This is a genomic window from Streptococcus suis, from assembly GCA_002831545.1.
Taxonomy (GTDB): Bacteria; Bacillota; Bacilli; order Lactobacillales; family Streptococcaceae; genus Streptococcus; species Streptococcus suis_P.
The window spans coordinates 422,777-439,788 of sequence record CP025095.1 but is presented as its reverse complement, the minus strand read 5'-3'; the positions used below and the strand labels follow the sequence as shown (position 1 = coordinate 439,788).

The 17,012-nt window shown below is 41.7% G+C and carries 17 protein-coding genes; 3 read left to right on the top strand and 14 right to left on the bottom strand.

Going from position 1 to position 17,012, the window contains the following annotated elements; all coding sequences use genetic code 11:
* Window positions 1–67: 67 nt before the first annotated feature.
* From CWM22_02250 to CWM22_02205, 10 genes are all read right to left on the bottom strand, one after another.
* Window positions 68–655, bottom strand: a complete 588-nt coding sequence (locus CWM22_02250) for an HD domain-containing protein (GenBank protein AUC90822.1) — start codon at window positions 653–655, stop codon at window positions 68–70.
* Entirely contained in the window at window positions 652–1,284 is a 633-nt protein-coding gene (gene nadD / locus CWM22_02245; protein ID AUC90821.1) for a nicotinate-nucleotide adenylyltransferase, read from the bottom strand. Before nadD ends, CWM22_02250 begins: the two co-directional genes overlap by 4 nt.
* 12 nt (window positions 1,285–1,296) lie before the next feature.
* Window positions 1,297–1,608, bottom strand: coding sequence for a ribosome assembly RNA-binding protein YhbY (locus CWM22_02240; GenBank protein AUC90820.1), 312 nt, complete (start codon window positions 1,606–1,608; stop codon window positions 1,297–1,299).
* A gap of 56 nt (window positions 1,609–1,664) precedes the next feature.
* Window positions 1,665–2,771, bottom strand: a complete 1,107-nt coding sequence (locus CWM22_02235; protein AUC90819.1) for a ribosome biogenesis GTPase YqeH — start codon at window positions 2,769–2,771, stop codon at window positions 1,665–1,667.
* Entirely contained in the window at window positions 2,772–3,299 is a 528-nt protein-coding gene (locus CWM22_02230) for a YqeG family HAD IIIA-type phosphatase (GenBank protein ID AUC90818.1), read from the bottom strand.
* Window positions 3,300–3,407: 108 nt separating this feature from the next.
* Window positions 3,408–4,085 carry a hypothetical protein gene (locus CWM22_02225; protein ID AUC90817.1) on the bottom strand — a complete coding sequence of 226 codons (678 nt, stop codon included), beginning with the start codon at window positions 4,083–4,085 and terminating at the stop codon, window positions 3,408–3,410.
* Window positions 4,086–4,202: 117 nt separating this feature from the next.
* Window positions 4,203–4,832: a copper homeostasis protein CutC gene (locus tag CWM22_02220; GenBank protein AUC90816.1), complete on the bottom strand. Its 630-nt coding sequence runs from the start codon at window positions 4,830–4,832 to the stop codon at window positions 4,203–4,205.
* 49 nt (window positions 4,833–4,881) lie between these two features.
* Window positions 4,882–5,790 carry an EamA family transporter gene (locus CWM22_02215; GenBank protein AUC90815.1) on the bottom strand — a complete coding sequence of 303 codons (909 nt, stop codon included), beginning with the start codon at window positions 5,788–5,790 and terminating at the stop codon, window positions 4,882–4,884.
* 75 nt (window positions 5,791–5,865) lie between these two features.
* A complete protein-coding gene (gene galT, locus CWM22_02210) occupies window positions 5,866–7,347 on the bottom strand; it encodes a UDP-glucose--hexose-1-phosphate uridylyltransferase (GenBank protein AUC90814.1) in 1,482 nt (493 codons plus the stop codon).
* Window positions 7,348–7,356: 9 nt separating this feature from the next.
* Window positions 7,357–8,529 carry a galactokinase gene (locus CWM22_02205; GenBank protein AUC90813.1) on the bottom strand — a complete coding sequence of 391 codons (1,173 nt, stop codon included), beginning with the start codon at window positions 8,527–8,529 and terminating at the stop codon, window positions 7,357–7,359.
* A 132-nt stretch (window positions 8,530–8,661) separates the two neighbouring features.
* On the opposite strand from CWM22_02205, the gene CWM22_02200 reads away from it, so the two are divergent.
* Window positions 8,662–9,660 carry a LacI family transcriptional regulator gene (locus CWM22_02200; protein ID AUC90812.1) on the top strand — a complete coding sequence of 333 codons (999 nt, stop codon included), beginning with the start codon at window positions 8,662–8,664 and terminating at the stop codon, window positions 9,658–9,660.
* A gap of 302 nt (window positions 9,661–9,962) precedes the next feature.
* Here CWM22_02200 and CWM22_02195 read toward each other — a convergent pair whose 3' ends face one another.
* From CWM22_02195 to CWM22_02185, 3 genes are all read right to left on the bottom strand, one after another.
* Window positions 9,963–10,070 carry a putative holin-like toxin gene (locus CWM22_02195; GenBank protein AUC90811.1) on the bottom strand — a complete coding sequence of 36 codons (108 nt, stop codon included), beginning with the start codon at window positions 10,068–10,070 and terminating at the stop codon, window positions 9,963–9,965.
* Window positions 10,071–10,283: 213 nt separating this feature from the next.
* A complete protein-coding gene (locus tag CWM22_02190; GenBank protein AUC90810.1) occupies window positions 10,284–10,934 on the bottom strand; it encodes a hypothetical protein in 651 nt (216 codons plus the stop codon).
* 3 nt (window positions 10,935–10,937) lie between these two features.
* Window positions 10,938–13,838, bottom strand: coding sequence for a hypothetical protein (locus CWM22_02185; protein AUC90809.1), 2,901 nt, complete (start codon window positions 13,836–13,838; stop codon window positions 10,938–10,940).
* Window positions 13,839–14,104: 266 nt separating this feature from the next.
* Here CWM22_02185 and CWM22_02180 point away from each other — a divergent pair, with 266 nt between their 5' ends.
* Window positions 14,105–15,010 carry an XRE family transcriptional regulator gene (locus tag CWM22_02180; protein ID AUC90808.1) on the top strand — a complete coding sequence of 302 codons (906 nt, stop codon included), beginning with the start codon at window positions 14,105–14,107 and terminating at the stop codon, window positions 15,008–15,010.
* 269 nt (window positions 15,011–15,279) lie between these two features.
* Here the strand turns inward: CWM22_02180 and CWM22_02175 are convergent, their stop codons facing one another.
* A complete protein-coding gene (locus tag CWM22_02175; GenBank protein ID AUC90807.1) occupies window positions 15,280–15,384 on the bottom strand; it encodes a putative holin-like toxin in 105 nt (34 codons plus the stop codon).
* A gap of 519 nt (window positions 15,385–15,903) precedes the next feature.
* On the opposite strand from CWM22_02175, the gene CWM22_02170 reads away from it, so the two are divergent.
* Window positions 15,904–16,939, top strand: a protein-coding gene (locus tag CWM22_02170) for an IS630 family transposase (protein ID AUC90806.1) whose coding sequence is annotated in 2 segments (ribosomal slippage) — window positions 15,904–16,400 and window positions 16,399–16,939 — 1,038 coding nt in all. Because the reading frame shifts where the segments join, the coding sequence is not laid out codon by codon here.
* Window positions 16,940–17,012: the final 73 nt, after the last annotated feature.

Here is a 17,012-nt window from a genome sequence, read left to right as displayed (position 1 = left end):
TGGAGTACGGCAAAGCGAGTTAACGAAGTAATAAAAGAAAAACTAAATGACTATAATGCAATCATCCCTACTCCTTCAACCAAACAACATAGCCATTATAGGTTTCCAAGGTTTGTGGATAAATGGGAATTCCCTTCTTGGCCAAGTAGGAAATGGTCTGGGCAGTTTCATAGGCTACCGCCTTGTCCAAGGACTCTTTTGCGATACGACGCGCCTCATCCACCCCAGGAAAATCCCGATTGGGTTCGATGTAGTCCGCCACATAGAGCACCTTGTCCAGCAAGGTCATCTGCCCAGCACCAATGGTGTGTCGTTGAATGGCTTGGAAAATTTCCTCATCTTTCAAGCCAAAATCTTCTGCGATTTTATAGGCGCCAACCACACCGTGCCAGATGTTATTATCCCAGTTGAGCAGGTCCTTGTCCAAATCATACTTGGCAATCAAGTCCAGAAAGACTTGGTCTTCCACTTCCTTAGCATAGTCATGCAAGAGTGCTGCCAGACTGGCTTTTTTCGGATCACAGTCGTATTGTTCTGCCAAGGCAAGCGCCGCCTCTTCCACACCCAAGACATGTTGGAAGCGCGCTGGCTTCATGGCTACACGGATTTTCTCCAAAAGAGCCTGACGGTCAAATGTCAAATCTGCTGCAATCATTGGTAAAGTCCCTTTTCTTCGATATAGTCCAGAACTTCATGAGGCACCATAAAATTCGGCACCCGTCCTTGCTTGATAAAACTACGCACCATGCTGGAGGAAATATCCATCAAGGGCACATCTACCCAGATAACAGGATAGGAAGTCCCTGCCTTGTAACGAGGACGCTGGACACCAACAAACTGCACCAACTGGACCAATTCATCAATCCTGTGCCATTTTGGCAGGTAGTCTACCATATCTGCACCGATGATAAAATAATAATCTGTGTCAGGATTTTTTTCCTTCAGCAATTTCATGGTGTCGTAGGTATAGCTGACACCACGGCGCTCCAGTTCAATGGTTTCAATCCCCAATCCCTCAATACCTGCAATAGCCATCTTGAGCATGGAATAACGATGGTATTCGTCAATGGTTTCCTTCGTGTCCACATGGGGCGGAATGAATTCTGGCATGAGCAAGACTTCATCCAGCTTCAACTGTTGACGGACCTGGTCTGCCACAATCAAATGAGCATTGTGAACAGGGTTGAAATTCCCTCCCAAAATCCCCACTTGTTTGCGATTGGTTTCTTTCTTTTCAACCTCTAATTCAACCTTGGTAAAGGGTGTTAAGAGTTCAATAGCCATAGGCTCTCCTTCTTAGATTTCTTTGACCTGTTTGGAAATTTTACGGTTCTCTTTCTTGCTAGATTGTTTGAATAAAATCAAGATGCGACCGATTTTTTGGACCGTATCCACACCGATTTCTTCTTCCAAGATTTCTGCTACTTCGTGAATGTTTTCATCCGTATTTTGTAGCAAGGTCACCTTGATCAATTCACGCGCATCTAGCGCCTGACGAACACTAGTTTTAATCTGGTCATTGAGACCATTTTTCCCAATCTGAATAATGGGTTTTAGACTATGTGCCTGACTGTTCAAAAAGGCACGTTGTTTTGAAGTTAATGACATCTATTTTTCCTATGTTTCTATATTTATTGGCTAACAAATGTAACCAGTACGCACATCTAGATAATGGCCTTGCGGATCACCACATCCACACCTTTAGGTGCCCAGGCAGCAATCTTGGCCTTTTCATTGACACGAATCCAACCAAGACCTGAGAAGACCACATCCGTCTTTTCGTTGATGGTAAATTCATGGCGGACCAATTCAGGAAATTCTTTCAATTCCTTGCTGGTTGGTGGCACTAAAAGTGAGCCCGCATGTTTCTGGTAAAATTCACTAGCTCCCTGCAGTTTGGTGCGGTGGAGTTGGAGCTCATTGTCAAAGAAGGCCGTAAAGCCTTGGCGTTCACCAGCCACAAAGTCAAATCGTCCCAGACCAGCCAAGAACAAGGTTTGTTCTGGATTGAGCTGGTAGGTCTTTGGCTTGATTTCTTTCCGAGGGCTAATGTACTTGAGGTTTTTAGCTGTCAAATAATGGGCCATCTGGTGACGATGGATAATCCCTGGCGTGTCATAGATGTATGAACCATCATCCAGAGGAATTTCAATCTTGTCCAGCGTCGTTCCAGGGAAACGTGAAGTCGTAATGACATCCTTGTCCCCCGTGATTTCTTGAATAATAGCGTTAATCAAGGTTGACTTGCCGACGTTGGTCACGCCGACCACATAGACATCCCGTCCCTTGCGGTGTTGTTCAATCTTTTCAATCAAGTCCTTGATAGCCTGCTTGTTTTGGGCTGAAGTCAAGACCACATCAACTGGTCGCATGCCGATTTCATGCGCCCGCTCGGTCAACCACTGAGTGACCTTTCCTGTCTTGACAGACTTGGGTAAAATGTCCTGCTTGTTGCCGACCAAAAGCACGTCATTTCCAGAAATAAAGCGAGGCAAGCCAGGAATAACCGATCCATTGAAGTCAAAAATATCAATGACATTAACCACCAAGGCATCACTTTCTCCTACGCTATGGAGCAGTTTCAAGAAATCGTCATCCGAGATATTGACATCTGAAATTTCATTGTAATGGCGCAAACGAAAACAACGTTGGCAGTAGAGTTGCCCTGTTTCCAAGCCTTTTTCTAGGGCTGATTGAGGTGTAAAACCAGCGACAGCCTTGTCTAGCGTCTGAATCTGGGCACCACAGCCGATACAAAATAATTCTTCCACTTACATCTCCCTCTTGTAGTCTATCGCCCCGTATTTGGCGATGATTTTCTTCATGGTCCGTCGCTCACGCCAACGGTTAATCTGCGTATTGATCGAGTCCGTCTTTATCAAGGGTTTGACCAAGACAGACTTGAGACCTGCTCGCTTAGCAGCCCGAATATCCGTCATCAGCTGATCCCCAATCATAACCACTTCATGTGGCTGGACATTAAAGCGTTTCAGGGCACGGTTAATCCCAAAGGTGAAAGGCTTGAGAGCGAAGGCTTCAAATTCAATCCCAAATTTTTCAACCGCCCGTTTGACACGTTCGTATTTATTGTTTGAAACCACCACAACAGGAATACCTGCGTCTCGCAAATCATGTAACCACTGGCGCATCTCTGGCGTACCATCGGGATTATTCCAAGCAATCAAGGTATTATCCAAGTCAACAAATACTACTTTAATGCCATGTTTTTTCAAGCTTTCGACGGTCACGTCATAAGCCTTTTCCAAGGCAAAATCTGGCATGTAATTTTCTAAACTCACTATCGACTCCAAAGTTTTTTATCAGACAATTATACCATTTTTCCAAGAAAAATGCGAACAGAGAACCAAAAGTAAAACACCCGGCAACCCGAGTGTTCATCAGCAAGTTTAGCTCTTTTCTAAAATCCAATCTTTAGGAATGAAAATCATATGGGTTAGCAACCAATCAATATCCAGTGAGTATTTTGAGAAGGCAAAACCGATTTGCTCTACTCCTGAACCATCATCATCCATCCCCAAAATCGTAGCTGCATGGCCGTAATCAGCATGACTATCATCAAAGAGTCGCCAAGTGAGTGCTTTATAGACTAATTTTTTTGCATCGTACAAAGTATAGCATTCTCTGAATTCCGAAAAAGCTAAACAATCTTTTCCTTTGGGCTCCACTCCCTTGATTTGGGCAATGGCAATCAAACTTTCATAATTGTGGTAACGTAGGGAATTGTTTAAAGATTGGGCCAAGCTCACTGCATAATCCAAGGCTAAATCACTCACCTCAACTGCTACTGTTCCCAATTGTTCCCGTAGTGGATTGAGCAAACCAGCTGCAAAGCGAGCTAACTCTTCTCGGATCTCTTGAGGCAAATTCTCTATATCTTCCAGAATAACCTCCCTATCCTGCTCAGAACCCTTGTAGACATTGATGTCTAGCCCCTGCTCACCCAGTTTTTCCAGTTCAGAATCAAAACCTGTTTTCCCAGCTCGAACATATTGAGCGAGAGTTTCATAGTAACCTTCTGGCAAGATGATACGTTCTAAGTTATCAGCTCTTTCAATGATTGTCATAGATTTCTTCCCCCCTATGCTTGATATTCTTATTGTAACAATATAAGGTAGAATTGTAAACCTTTTCAACTTTTATTACATACTTATAAGAAGTATAAGGATTTCATACGTCATAACCTACCAAAACAATCTTGTCCCATGAACTTGGTCAATAGCTATTTTTTCTAGTAAAGTCGGCACATTGTCCACAGTCAATCCTCCACCAATCAAGATTTCAATTTTACCTTGTGCATAGGCGACAATTTCCTGTAACCATTCCACACTGTTCAAGGCAGACCCCGTCAAACTGCCTCTTGTCAAAATCCGTGTCACACCATGAGCTGCCAGCCAATCAAGAGCCTCGAATTGGCGTTCGCGAGGAATTTGGTCAAAAGCCATGTGAAAGACAATCTGACAGTCCTGCGAAACAGCAAACAGTCTTTCCAAGGCTGGTTCGTCCAACCAATTTTCCTCGGTTAACAAACCATAAACCAGACCATCTGACCCCAGTTCAATCGCTGCTTTACAATCTTCAACCATCATCTCAATCTCTGCCTCATCATAGCAAAAATCTCCACCGCGAGGGCGAATCATGGTCATGATTGTTGCATCCTGCTCATGCGCTAGTTGGCAAACATATTTGATTACAGCATAGCTCGGTGTCGTCCCTCCGACTGCCAAATTATCGCAGAGTTCAATCCGCTGGGCACCCATTGAGATAGCTTTGGCAAGCTCTACGTGGTTTTCCGAACAAAATTCTTTTATCATTGCAATTTCCTCTTATGTCTTTTACTTTAGTATATCAAAAAAGAGTATATTAACCAATACTCTTCTCTGAAATAATAATATCCTTTAATGAAATAAGAAGAACAGCTCCTAATATCAAGGCCATGCCCAGAAAATCAATCGGATAAAAACGTTCATTGACCAACCATACCGCAAAAAATACTGAGGTGATTGGTTCGATAGAAGCCAATAGACTACCATTGACAGGACCAACCATACTGACACCTTTGAGAAAGGCCGTATAGGCAAAAATCGTCCCGACTCCGACAATACCTAACAGGCCCAGGAAACTTCCACCATCAATAGGAAGACGATGCTGCCAAGTTTGCAAACCAAGCGTGACTACAAAACCACCCATTAACATCCCTAAACCAATCACCGTTATACTGCCGTATTGACGAATCAATTTACCTGGCAAAATAATATATAGCGCATAAGTAAAGGCTGAGAAGATTCCCCAGAACAAACCGATTGGAGTCACTGCCAATTCATCTAATTTGCCATGAGTCGCAATCAAAAGTGTTCCTGCTACAGCTAAGATAATCGAAATCACTTCAACCCCTGTCGGTCTTTGCCTATCTTTCAAGCAGGTATAGGCTAGCACTAAGATAGGGCAGAGATATTGAAGAACTGTTGCCGTTGCCGCATTAGTATGATAGATGGCTTGTAAATAAGCCATCTGGTTAAGAACCAGACCCAACATCGCAAAAACAAAAATTCCCAACAAGGCTTTTCTATTTTTCAACACTATCAACAGCTGTTCTTTCGCTGTAGCATAAGCCAGGCCAACGAGAAAGAATCCCGATACCAACAAACGCAGGGAGGTAATCATATCCACTGAAACACCACGTGACATCAAGTACTGTCCACTCACTCCAGACAAGCCCCAGGCTATACCTGCTATTAATGTAATCAGTGTTCCCAATCTCTTTTCCGCCATCATATCTCCTTTTCACACTGTGAATACTTTCATTATACCAAAAAGAGCAGGATAGCGTCCCACTCTTTCTTACATTTATATTGCTAAACCTACAAATTCTACGAATCGTAGAAAGGCTGCTTGTCCTTCTGGTGTTCGTTTGTAGACCCCTGCATCTTCCAATACACGCGCAAAAATTTGTCCCACTGACTCACGAACAACTTGTTCGACAGTTTCTTCCGTCACATCTGGGTGAGCTGTTTTCAGACTTTCCGCCCAAGGCTGATGATAGTCAGCCACCTGACTATCTTGACCCAGTAAGAATTTTTCTACTTCAGCCAATTCTGCCTTCAAGCGTGGAGGCAAAATCGCCAAGCCCATGACCTCAATCAAGCCGATATTTTCTTTCTTGATATGTTGTACATCTGGGTGTGGATGGTAGATGCCATCTGGAAACTCTTCTGAGGTCTGATTGTCGCGGAGAACCAAATCCAGCTCGTACAAATCTCCTCGTTTCCGAGCAATCGGGGTAATGGTATGATGGGAAGTTCCATCCGTCTCAGCCTTAATCTGAACGCTATCATCTGAGTAGCTTCGCCATTTTTCCAAAATCTTAGTCGCTAAACCAAGAAGCGATGGCTTATCTGCCGAGCTCAATCGAATCACCGACATGGGCCACTTGACAATGCCTGCCGAAACGGACTCAAAGCCGTCGAAGACCAGCTGACGCTCAATCGGTGCCTTTTCCATGGCAAAACTGTGCCGCCCACCTTGATAGTGATTGTGGGTCAAGATGGAGCCACCCGAGATGGGTAGATCAGAGTTGGAACCGACAAAATAATTTGGAAAGATGTCTAGCAGGTCCAAAAGTTGTTCAAAAGTTTGAGGACTGATAACCATAGGCACATGCTCTTGGTTCAAGAAAATCGCGTGCTCATTGTAGTAAGCATAGGGCGAATACTGGAAGCCCCACTTTTCCTGACCAAGATCCAAGCGAATAATGCGGTGATTGGCGCGTGCAGGATGATTAATCCGACCCTGATAGCCCTCATTTTCCATACAGAGTAGGCATTTGGGATAATTGCTTGCTTCAGCTTTCGTAGCAGCTGCAATAGACTTGGGATCCTTCTCGGGTTTGGACAGATTAATCGTGATTTCCAAATCCCCATACTCTGTCGAAACTGGATAATAGATATTTTTCGCAATCGCAGCCATCTTGATATAGTCATTGCGCTTGCTCAATTCATAGAAGTCACCAATCGCTTGCTCTGGACTATCCTGATAGGTCTGCCAAAAATCGCGATTGACCTGACTCGGACTCGGTGTCATCAAATCCATCAAACAAGCCCCAACAATGTCCTGCTCTTCCAGCAATTCACCCACAAAACCAGTTCGAACCCCGTGAGCCAATAATTCTTCCTTGAGTTCAATCAAGTCTGTTAGCTCTGTTTGGACAGTCAAAACTTGGTCCCCAACCAAGGCTAAAACCCGATTTCGCAAGTAGATAGCATCCATTTCCTCAAAATCACTGTTGGCAATAACCTGCTCAACAAAACGATCTACCAATCCAGCCATCATTTCTCCAATCTATTTTCGAGATAAAACGCGAGAGCCTCCAGCAATCTCCGCTACATAAAAGCTTGGTGCATAGCCCACGACCTCTGTATAGGTCTTGCCGACATTTTCCGTAAAGGCATCAACCTTATCCTTGTGAACAATGGCAATACCACAGCCGCCGAAGCCAGCTCCTGTCATCCGAGCACCAAGAACGCCTTCTTGCTCCCAAGCAGTATGGGCCAAGGTATCCAATTCCAAACCTGTCACTTCATAATCATGCTCCAAAGAGACATGGGAAGCATTGACCAGACGACCAAAGGTTGCCAAATCTCCTTCTTCCAAGGCCTTACGAGCTTGCAAGGTCCGTTGGTTTTCCAAGACAGCATGGCGGGCACGCTTGATACGGTTTTCATCTTTGATTAAATAACTATATTGGTCAAAGGTCCACTCATCCAATTCACCTAGAGTTTGAATAGTCAAGACTGCATTCAATTCTTCCACAGCTTTTTCACATTCCGCGCGGCGTTCATTGTACTTAGAATCCGCCAATTCACGGCGTTTATTGGTGTTCATGATAACGATCACATGGTCACCCAAGTCAAGTGGCACCAATTCATACTCCAAGCTATTGGTATCCAGATAAATGGCACGCTGGTCTGCTCCCATACCGATCGCAAACTGGTCCATGATACCAGAATTGACACCGATAAAGTGATTTTCCGTTTGTTTACCAATTTTCACCAAATCAAGTCGAGTTAGCTCAAGTCCATACAGTTCTTCTGCGATAATACCGATCAAAAGTTCCAAGGAAGCTGATGATGACAAGCCTGATCCGTTTGGAATATTTCCGTAAACAAAGACTTCCATACCTGTATCAATGCTGTGCCCTGCTTCTTGCAAGAACTTGAGAACACCCTTGGCATAGTTGGTCCAGTTGTCCGCCTTATCAAAGACCAGATTGTTCAAATCCACTTCGATAATTCCAAGTTCTTCAAAGTTTGCGGAATAAAAACGTAGAAGCTGGTCATCACGTTTGCGAGCAGCCCCGTAGGTCCCCAAGGTAATAGCCGCAGGGAAAACATGACCACCGTTGTAGTCTGTATGCTCACCAATCAGGTTAATCCGACCAGGTGAGAAGAAAGTCGCATCTGCCTCTTGACCAAACACATCGAGAAAGGCTTGCTTGAGTTGTTCTGTGTTCATAGGAACCTCCTTGATTTTGTAATCGTTTTCTTTTATTGTACAACTTAACAATATAAAAGTCAATAAATTTACTAAAAATTTACTAATTTTACTTTTTGTGCTATACTAGATACAAATAGATAGGAGAATCCCATGGTTACCATTAAAGACATCGCTGAAAAGGCTCAATTATCATCCGCCACCATTTCCCGCGTACTCAAGGGCGACCTGACCCTATCCGTCAGCCAAGAAACCCGCGACCGCATTTTCAACTTGGCACAGGAATTGGGCTACACCAAACACATAAAAAAACAAGCACCTCAACAAAAAGGCACCATCGGCATTGTCCAATGGTACACTGAAAGCGAAGAGCTAGCCGACCTCTACTACTATTCCATTCGGGCCAGCATCGAGCAGACCGCCAGCCTTCTCGGCTACCAAATCGTCCGCTCCTTCAACGACCTGACCAATCCCCTCCTTCAAGGATTGGATGGCATCATCGCAGTTGGCAAATTTTCTTCTGGACAAATAGCAGAGCTATCTAGCCTGTCTTCTAAAATCATTTTTGTGGATTCTGATACGCTGACAGAGGGATTTTCCTGCATCACAACTGACTTTGAACACTCTGTACAGACCGTTATCGACCACTTCCGTTCTCAAGGCCTGACAGGCATTGGCCTATTAGTTGGACAGGAAGAAACCACAGACGGACACCAACTGCCAACAGACCCCCGCCTGACTGCCTTTCGTGACTACCTAGACACCTTGGGCATTCTCCAAGAAAATTATATCTACCAAGGAAAATTCTCCACCCAATCAGGCTATGAGCTGATGAGCCAGGCAATTGAGGACCTAAGCGACAAGCTACCCTCTGCCTTTTTCATGGCTAATGATACCCTGGCTGTCGGCGCTCTGCGTGCTTTACAAGAGCGTCAAATCGCAGTGCCCGATAGAGTCCAACTCATCACCTTTAACGATACAGCCATCACGCGCCAAGTCTATCCTGCCTTGTCTTCTATCAGCGTCTTTACCGAAGAAATGGGGCAAGAAGCCATGCAGCTGCTAGACCGTGTGATTGCTAGTCCGCAGCCCCACCATCCCCGTAAGATTAAACTAGGTACACAGCTGGTTATACGGGAGAGTTCATATTGATAAGGAAATCTTCCATCATTCCGTTACTTATATTGAATTTTATACAAGTGGTTTGATACCGAGTACGGCTTTTCAATAAGTATTAAAAATGTTAAACTTCTTGTAAAACTTGTACTAAAATTTGCATAGCACATGCTCATAGCCAACATGAACAGATTATTTGCATTTTACAAGTAATCTGTTATAATGGATATAGAAAAAGGAGCTAGACGGCAATCCAGCCCCAAATGTAGAACCGTTAAAAAGACGGTGGCTCAGTTTAGATTATTTAGAAATAACCGTTACTGTCCAAAGTTTGACGGTTATTTCTTTTTGTCATTATCTTTGAAGATTTTATAGCACAAGCCAATCAATGCAATAGTAAAACTACCAAAGCCTAGAATAGTTTGCACAACTTCAAAAGCTGTCAAAAGATGCTACTCCTTTCCGTCAGTTTTTGATGAATTGCCCATAGGCATCACCTCACTTTCAGAAAATCAAGAGCCACCGTCTTCACTTTTCTACTCATCTATTATAACACATTTCATTCCCAAAACTTGTTGAAATAGCGTAGTCTTTTCAATAAGTTTTGGGAATCCAAAAAAATCTTCCTACTATCTAAGTAAGAAGATTTTTTTATTTTCCTAGTTATTCTTGATACCGTGTCTATAATTAAAGGCGTGTGCTTCAATTTCTTCAATAGTATCAGGAAAACGTTGTACTAACCTAGCATTCAAGAGTTTTTTGACACTATCTTTCGGAGTAAGTTCTCCTACAATTAAGGCATTACGGAGATATTCTCGAATTTTCCAATATTGTTGTGCATCTTCCAACAATACTTTTTGATACTTTTTAGGTCTAGCCATTATCAATCTAACTATAGTTATAAACACAGAAAGCCCAATAATCGAACCTATATCAGACAATCCAAATGGTACTGTCAGCAACAAAACCGCTATACCTGTAACCCATGGATGTCTTTTTGCAAAAACACCTATTTTTTGAACATTGAAATCTTGAGTCAGTTCTTGAAAATCTTTTTGAATTTCTGAGATGTTAATCACTGATACTTTGATTGGAAATGGATAAATCCTATTTTCCAGTTGCCCATCTACCTCTAAATGACATAAATCATCTCGAACAATCGGATCAAAAAACTTTGCTTGATAGGTCTTAACCTTATTTTCAGCATGTTCTTCTGCCACTGTCAAAGTCTTCTGAATACCAATCTTTGTCGCAGCATGTCCCAGTGTCAAACCAGAACTAACTTTTAATGAATCTGTAAATAATCCCATCCCTTACCCTCTACGTTTTCTTTTTGTAACTGCAAGGCCAAGACTAGATAATACTGCCACACCTGCGAGTGCCAACAGACTTGTTTGCTCCCCTGTGTTTGGCAAGGTCTTAGCACGGTCTACACGTGAGTAAGTAATACCTTGTGGTGTGACGGTGACACCTGCTTGTGGGGTCGTCACAATACCTTCACGATTCACCACAACTTCACCATCAACAGCTGGTTTTTCAGCAGCAGTTGGTGCATCTTTTGGTACTGCAACAATTGTTCCGTCAGGAAGTGTTGCAATCACATTGTCTTTTGCTTTGTCTTCAAGGTCTTTGAGTTTGTCGTACTCTGCTTGAAGTTCTGCCAACTTAGCTTTTTCTTCAGCAAGTTTAGCAGTAACAGTTTCAAGTTTGTTTTGTGCAGTTTCAGCTTTAGCTTGTGCGTCTGCAAGAGCAGTTTGTTTTTCTGTGAGGGTTGCTTGAGCTTCAGCAAGGCGTGTTGGGGCGTTCAAATAACCATCAAGTTCTTCAGCAAGTGCTTTTGCTTCTTCAACCAAGCGGTCTTTTTCAGCAAGAAGAGCGTCTTTATCTTTATTCAAGCTATCAAGTGTACCTTGTTGCTTAGCAAGTTCAACCTTAGCTGTTTCAAGAGCCTCTGTTTTTGCAGTAGCAGTAGCTTGTGCTTGAGCAAGGTCAGCTTTCGCTGTATTAAGAGCATCTTGTTTGCTTGCAAGGTCTGCTGAGAAGTTGTCAACTGCTTTTTGTGCATCTGCCTTGCGAGCTTCAGCGTTTTGAAGAGCAATTGTTGCAAGACGTAGGTTGTTTTCAGCAACTTGTGTTTGAAGTGGTGTTGCAGTAGCATCAGCAAGAGTTTTCTCTGCTTGAGTCTTCAATTCAAGAGCGGTAGCGTAGTCTGAGCTTGCTTTAGTTAATTCAGCTTTAGCATTGTCTGATGCTGTTTGGGCTGCTGCAAGAGCTGTTTGAGCTTGAGTGAGGTTTGCTTGGAGTGTTGCGGAATCGTTAAATGAGGTCGAACTAAATAATGGAACATCAATTTCGCTTGGAACAACAACTCTATTCTTTGAAACAGCTGTTATGACAGCCATATTTTGCGCAGTATGAGCAAAACCATATTGAGCATTTGTAAGCAAGCCATCAAGATGCCCCCAAACAGAGTCTGCATCTCCAATCATTAAAATATATAGAGAAGTTGCGATACCTGATATAAAACGTTTGTTGATAACCGTATCCTCTTCTGTCCCTACGTAGTTTGGTTCATAATTTGATTCGAGAGTAGGAAATCCGATTGACCAGGATATAGATTCATGGTCTGTAAACAAATAATATGAATTTCCACTAAAAATATATTCATGATCATAGACATTAAAACGACCGTGATTTGAATATGGATTCACTGCAAATTCGTCTGGATTGGATTTTTTAATAGTTAGATATCTAAGTGCACCATTTTGATAAGATTCTCCTGTCCGTTTTGCAGTCTCAGAACTACGAATTGTGGCTATTGCACTGTCCTCAAAACCCATCGCTTTACGAATATAGTTTATCCCCTCAACTGCTCGAATAGACCACGCTGAATAAGCATCTTGTGATAGTGTTAGGTTGCCATGCTCATCTGTATATAATTTAGCTAAATCATATGGAGTTGTTATTGCAGACATTCTAGCTTCAAGAACATTACGAATTTCCGCTTGAGTTTCTAGTTTGTTTAACTCTGCTTCTTTGGCAAATAATAATTTCGTAATAGTCATCGCCTCTTCATCGGCCTTAATATTGGACTTATAAAGAGGATCTAGTTTAAAACCCTTTTTTTCATAAACATCTTTCAGCTTACGAAGTATATCTCCAAATTGCGCTAATTTTTCAAGTGTATCCTCACTGAATTCTAATTGTGGTGATACATCATTAGAATTTACAAGAGCGTCTTGTGCCGATTTGACAGCATCAGTAGCTTTAGTCACTGCATCAGTTGTTTGTTTAACCGCATCTTGTGCCGCAGTCAATTTCGCTTTTGCTGTATTTACAGCGTCAGTTTTTACTGCAACGTCAGTTTGAGCATCTTTGATTTTAGCACCACGTTCTGCATCTGCTTTGATAGCTGTATCGACAGCTGTAGCTGCACTTGCAACGTTGTCTTGAGCTGTTTTCACATCAGCTGTTGCTTGGTCAAGAGTTGCTTGAGCTTCAGCAAGACCAGTACCAGAAAGGGCATCTTGTGCTGATTTTACGTCAGCTTGTTTAGACACGACCGTAGCATCTGCTTGGTCTTTTTCTGCTTGTGCTGTATCAACAGCAGTTTGTGCGTCTGCGACTTTACCAGTTTGGTCAGCAATTTCAGCGTTGACTTCATCTGTTTCAGTAGCGTTTGCAGCTTGGTCAGCAAGGTTAGCTGCTTGGTCAGCTTGGTTTGCAGCAATGTTTTCTGGTGTTGCATTGGCTGCATTAGCTTCAGCGTCTTTGACCGCTTGTGTTGCAGTATCAACGTCTGCTTGAGCAGTAGCAATATCTTGGTCAGCGGTGTCTGCATCAGCTTGAGCTTGGCTAGCTTCAGTAGCAGTAGCATCAACAACAGCTTGTTGAGCATCAAGAGCTGGTTTAACATCAGCTGATGTTTTAGGTGCTTCGGCAGCAGTAGTTTCTGCTGTTGGTGTTTCAACAGTTGATGCTTGAGTTTCTAACCATGAGGATAAACCTGCGTTTGCTTCGTCATATGTAGAGTATGTACCGTTTGGTTCAGATTTTACAATTTCGCCTGTGGCGTGGTTAACAGTTTGCCACTCACCAGTCACACGGTTTAAGAAAATATCATATTGTGTGTCTGCTGATACGGTAGACGCACCAACGGTTGCAAGAGTGATAGCCGCACCTGTTGCTAAAGTTTTAAATGTTTTTTTGTTCATAGTATCTCCTTTGTTACTGTTAGGATTGGTTTGACTGTAAAGTCAAACCTTGATATATGTAGTATATCAAGCGATTTGTGCTCTATATTTTTAAAGTATACCATAAACTTCCTTACAATTATTTCCATAGAAAACTATAGGTTCAATATTGCAAAATAGCATCGAAAAGTAATGTATTTTTTTTTTTGAACCCATAGGTCATCTTTTTGTAGATTTTTATCCTAGTTTTAAGTATACTAATCTAAAAAAAGATTGAAAGGAATATTATGTCGAATCTATACCCGTTTGGACCAACCTTTAAACAATTACGAGAGAAAAGAGGGCTCAGCTTAAAAGAGGCTGCTTCTACGGTTGTATCACCGCAATTTCTGAGTCGTTTTGAAAAAGGAGAGAAGGGAATTTCCCTTGAAAACTTTAACCGTTTATTGATTGTGCTCGGCTTAGAATGGAAGGACTTTGCAGCTGCATTTGCAGATAATGGCGGAGATTGCATAGAATTTCCTGCTTACGAATTTTCCAAACATATCACAAATGAAGAAGACATATTTCGCTATCTTCCTGAATACGAAAAATTATTTGATCGATACCTAACTGACAATCCTACACAGGCAGACATATTATTAAAGATAATCAAGCTTGGTCATTATCCAACGATTGCGAAGTCAGAAGAAACCGTCGAAAAAATCCAGCCTGTTATCAATCACCTGATGAAGCTTGAGACCTTTACTAGTTCCGAGCTGGAATTATACTGTCGTATCGTCAATCACTGTCCCCTCGAATTGGTGGAGCACATGTCCAAACAGCTTCTGGTTATGTACAAACAAAGTGCAGATACGGACACCTATATTCGTATCTTAAATGGACTGACCTTCACAGCCAAACACTTTTCCGAACAAGGGTATCATCTAAGGGCTGATAACATTATTAAAGAAGTGAAAAAGCTTCAAACATTTGAACGTGGTTATTTAGCTATACCTCTCATGTTCCTTGAGGTAGAACATATCTACAATCAATTCCGCTGGAATAAGACTGAAGCTATCGAACTCGCTAAAAATATGTTAAATTACTTGGAAAGTGCTAAATTTATTGACCAAAATTATTATTCGAATTTCATCAAAGCCTTTATCTACAACTGTCATAAATTAAATAAAACAGGCGAAGACCTATTTTAACGTTAAAGTAAGTTCCAGTCTGGCACAAAAACTAGAAATCAGACTAATACAAAAAATAAGGCAGAACCTACTACGAAAGCTTGACATAAACTAGGTAAAGTAAGCTAATCACTAAAATTAACAGATTATTTGTATTTTATAAGTAATCTGATATAATAGAGATAGAAAAGGGGTTGGTCTGCAAACCAACCCCATGTAGAACCGTTTAAGACGGTGACCATATATTAGACTATAACTCGGCCAACAACTCGATCAAAAGTGGGGACGGGTTATTTTTTATCACCATCTTTGAAGATTTTATAGCACAAGCCAATCAATGCAATAGCAAAACTACCAAAGCCTAGAATAGTTTGCACAACTTCAAAAGCTGTCAAAAGATGCTACTCCTTTCCGTCAGATTTTGATGAATTGCCCATAGGCATCACCTCACTTTCAGAAAATCAAGAGCCACCGTCTTCACTTTTCTACCCATCTAGTATAACATATTCATTCCTAAAAATTATTGGAATAGTGCAGTATTCCCGAAATCTTTGAGAACCCCCCAAAAAATTACAACTCTTCTATAGTGATGATATTTTTTCATTTTATACTCAATGAAAATCAAAATCAGACTAGCTCCAAAGGTTTGGGGAACCTTTGGAGGTTGGAGATAGAGCGAACGTAGTTCATTTCTACTCAGCAGATAGAACCCTGTTACTATTTTGTTTCAAGGTAACAGGCTGAAAGGCCCCACTGGAGCCTTTCACTCATCAAATCAAGTCAACAACGTCTGATTTTGATTTTCGAAGAGTATTAGCTAACTATCCTTTAACAGTCAATACCCGCGCTACCTTCTAATACTTTATACCGTTTTTATACTATTCAAAAAACAAAAACTAACCTATAATAGATTTATGAAACTTACTATCGAACAAACGAAAGAATTAAAAACTTATTTGAAAGATAAAACCTATTCTCCATTTCATAGACGACTTCAAGTTATCTTGTTCAGAGCAGAAGGTCTTAGCTATAAGGAAATCACTAACCTCATCGGCTATTCAAAGTATACAATCTGGTCCTTACAGCGCAAGTACGAACTTGAGGGGATTTCAGCTCTAGTAAGAGAAACGCGAGGTGGGCGGAACCGTCAATATTTAACCCTTCAAGAAGAGGAAGCGTTTCTAAAAGAACAGTTAACAGCCTCACTAAATGGCGAATTTGTGACGATAAACTCTCTCTATGAAGCTTATCAGAAACGGGTTGGACACCCTACGACCAAGGAAGGATTCTATGCCATTCTTAAACGCCATGGTTGGCGCAAAGTGACGCCAAGACCAGAACACCCTAAAAAAGCAGACGCCGAAACGATTCTAGCGTCTAAAAATAAAATCTTCATTCACGAAAACAGGAAAGCGCTTCAAGAATAGTCGTCGCTATCATAAAGTCAGGCTAATGTATCAAGATGAGGCGGGTTTCGGTCGGATCAGTAAAATTGGGAAGGCCTGGGCACCAAAAGGGGTGAGACCGCATGTACATAGTCACTATATTCGTGAGTATCGCTATTGCTATGGTGCTGTTGATGCCCATACAGGAGAGTCCTTCTTCATTATCGCTGGGGGCTGTAATACAGATTGGATGAATGTTTTTCTCAAACAACTATCTGAAGCTTATCCTGACGATTATATTTTATTAGTGATGGACAATGCCGTTTGGCATAAATCAAGTACCTTAGAGAAACCACATAATATTGGTTTTGAGTTTATTCCTCCCTATACTCCTGAAATGAATCCAATTGAACAAGTTTGGGCTGAGATTCGAAAGAGAGGGTTTAAGAATAAAGCTTTTAAAACACTAGACGATGTGATAAACAAGCTTCAAGAAGTAATACGAGAGTTAGATTGGTCTATTTTAAAACCAATTGTTAGTAGACAATGGTTTAAAAACACTTGACTGGTTTGCTTTTGATTTTTGTTGAGTATTAAAATATAGCATAAAAATAAGATAGAAGTACCTAGTTTACAAG